The following is a 369-nucleotide window of genomic DNA, read 5'->3' on the forward strand; positions in this document are numbered from 1 at the left end:
GAGGGTTTCAGCCTCGAACAGCCGTTCTACACGGATGAGGATTATTTCCGTTTGGATATGGAGATGATCTACTATCGCGACTGGCTGTTCATCGGCCATGATTGCGAATTGCCGAAGCCGGGCGCCTACTTCACGGTCCAGATCGGCGACTATCCCGTCGTCATCGTGCGCGGACGCGACAATGTCATTCGCGCCTTTCACAATAGCTGTCGCCATCGCGGCTCGCGCGTCTGCACCAAGGAGCACGGCTCGTCGGTGCGTCTCGTCTGCCCCTATCACCAATGGACCTACGACCTCGACGGCAAGCTCGCCTTCGCCCGCCACATGGGCGATGATTTCGACAAGAGCGGTTACGGCTTGAAGCCGGTT

General features: G+C 58.5%; 1 protein-coding gene. It reads left to right on the plus strand.

Annotated elements, in window-relative coordinates; all coding sequences use genetic code 11:
• Positions 1 to 369: aromatic ring-hydroxylating oxygenase subunit alpha (locus AC5ZGW_RS47565; protein ID WP_496114328.1), on the plus strand; the 369-nt coding region annotated here is incomplete at both ends.

The organism is Bradyrhizobium sp. Crot121 (assembly GCF_059512385.1).